This window comes from Alterirhizorhabdus solaris (assembly GCF_007785815.1).
Taxonomy (GTDB): Bacteria; Pseudomonadota; Alphaproteobacteria; order Sphingomonadales; family Sphingomonadaceae; genus Alterirhizorhabdus; species Alterirhizorhabdus solaris.
The window spans coordinates 1-2,197 of sequence record NZ_VNIM01000196.1; the positions used below are offsets into that span (position 1 = coordinate 1).

Genomic DNA, 2,197 nt, shown 5'->3' on the forward strand with positions numbered 1-2,197 from the left:
GTCCAGCATTCCCCTTATGCCGAGCGCGGTCGAGGCCCCCTTCGCGCGAGGCGAGGCGTCACGACCGCGCGCCTCGCCTATGCCGGGGGCAGGGATAGCCTACTCGGGCACCTTCAAGCCGGTCCATTTCGCCACGAACGCCCACAGGTCGGCATATTCCTCGATCACCTTGTCGGTCGGTTTGCCACTGCCGTGGCCGGCGCGCGTCTCGATGCGGATCAGGTGGGGCTTGTCGCCGATGTCGGCCGCCTGCAACGCGGCGGCATATTTGAAGCTGTGGCCCGGCACCACGCGATCGTCGGTATCGGCGGTCGCCACCATGATCGCGGGATACGCCTTGCCGGCGCGGATGTTGTGATAGGGCGAATAGGCGCGCAGCACGCGGAAATCCGCCTCCTTCGACGGATCTCCATAATCGTCCACCCAGTAGCGACCGGCGGTGAAGCGGTCGAAGCGCAGCATGTCCATCACCCCCACGCCGGGGATGGCGGCGGCGAACAGATCCGGCCGCTGGTTCACGACCGCGCCTACCAGCAGCCCGCCGTTGGAGCGACCGGAGAGCGCCAGCCCGTCCTTGCTCGCGATCCCTTGCGCAACCAGATATTCGGCTGCCGCGATGCAGTCGTCGAACACGTTCTGCTTGTTGGCGAGGCGACCGCCATCGTGCCATGCGTTGCCATACTCACCGCCGCCGCGAAGGTTGGCCACCACATAGGTGCCGCCCATCTCAACCCATTGCAGCACGGCCGGCGAGAAGCCGGGGGTCAGCGAGATGTCGAACCCGCCGTAGCCGTAGAGGATGGTCGGCGCCGGGCCGGTCGCATCTTTCCGCCGGATCACGAACATCGGCACGCGGGTGCCGTCCTTCGAGGCGTAGAACCGCTGCTCGACCGTGAAGGCGGCGGGATCGAACGCCACCTTCGGCGCGCGGAACACGCTGTCACGGCCGGTCGCGGCGTCGAGCGTGTGGATCGAGGTCGGCACCGCGTAGCTGCCATAGCTGTAGAACAACGTGGGATCGGCGTGGGTGCCCTCGCCCAGCATTACCGTGCCGATGCCGGGCAGCGCCACCGTGCCGGCCGCCCTGCCGTCCAGCGTGGCGAGACGCACTTCGCTCTTGGCGTCGCGCAGGTAGGAGAGGACGAGCCGGTCGCCGGCGATCGTCGCCTCCTCTAGCTTGGCTTCGCCCTCCGGCACGATCTCGCGCGGGGTGGGCGTTGCGGCCTCTACGTCGATCGCGACGATGCGCTGGCGCGGGGCGGCCAGATCGGTGAGGAAATAGAAGGTCTGCCCGACCGAGCCGACCAGCGCCCAGCTGTTCTCCAGCCCGCGCACCAGCGTGCGGGGCGCCGCCTTGGGGGCGGCGAGGTCGATCAGCGTCAGCTCGAAACGCGCGTCGGTGCCTTCGCTCGACCGGACGAGCAGCCAGCGCCCATCCTCGGTCACTTCGGCGACGTGGTTCAGCTTCGGCCGGTCCGGGGTGGCGAACATCTGCCGGTCGGCGGACTGCGGCGTGCCGATCGCGTGATACCAGACCGCCTGGTTCAGGTTGAGCGACTGGAAGGTCGCGCCGCCCTCGGGAGCCGGAAAGCGCGAGTAGAAGAAACCCGCACCGTCCTTCGCCCATGCGAGGCCGGTGAACTTGGCCCACTGCACGTCGTCGGACTGCACCGCGCCGGTCGCGACGTCGAGCACCTTCAGCGTGCGCCAGTCGGTGCCGCCGTCCTGCACGGCATACACCAGCCGCTTGCCGTCGTCGGAGGCTTTCCATTCGGCCAGCGCGGTGGCGCCGTCCTTGGCCCAGGCGTTCGGGTCGATCAGCAGCCGGGGCGTGCCCGCCGCGCCTTCCTGCACATACAGCGGCGACTGGTTCTGGAGGCCGGTGTTACGCTGGTAGAAGATGCGCTTGCCCGCCCGTTCGGGCAGGCCGAAGCGCTCGTAATCCCACAGCGTCTTCATCCGGCGCTCGATCGCGGCGCGGCCGGGCAGGGTGGACAGATAGTCGGCGGCCAGCTTGCTCTGCACCGTCACCCAGTCGCGCACCTGCGGATCGGTGCGGACGTCGTTTTCCAGCCAGCGATAGGGATCGGCGATGGTCTCGCCGAACAGCGTCTCGCGCACGGTGCCGCGCGGTGTCTGCGGATAAGGCGGCGTGGGCGAAGACGGCATGGGGGCACTCTTGCTGGCGGGGCGGGCG

At 68.8% G+C, this 2,197-nt stretch carries 1 protein-coding gene; it reads right to left on the reverse strand.

Annotation, left to right across the window (positions count from 1 at the left end; translation table 11 throughout):
• Positions 1-99: 99 nt before the first annotated feature.
• Positions 100-2,169: a prolyl oligopeptidase family serine peptidase gene (locus tag FOY91_RS21185; protein WP_145156026.1), complete on the reverse strand. Its 2,070-nt coding sequence runs from the start codon at positions 2,167-2,169 to the stop codon at positions 100-102.
• Between the last annotated feature and the right edge of the window lie 28 nt (positions 2,170-2,197).

Bases quoted from the DNA above. Each gene is read 5' to 3' on its own strand.
- FOY91_RS21185 (WP_145156026.1), bottom strand. From the start codon at position 2,169: ATGCCGTCTTCGCCCACGCCGCCTTATCCGCAGACACCGCGCGGCACC.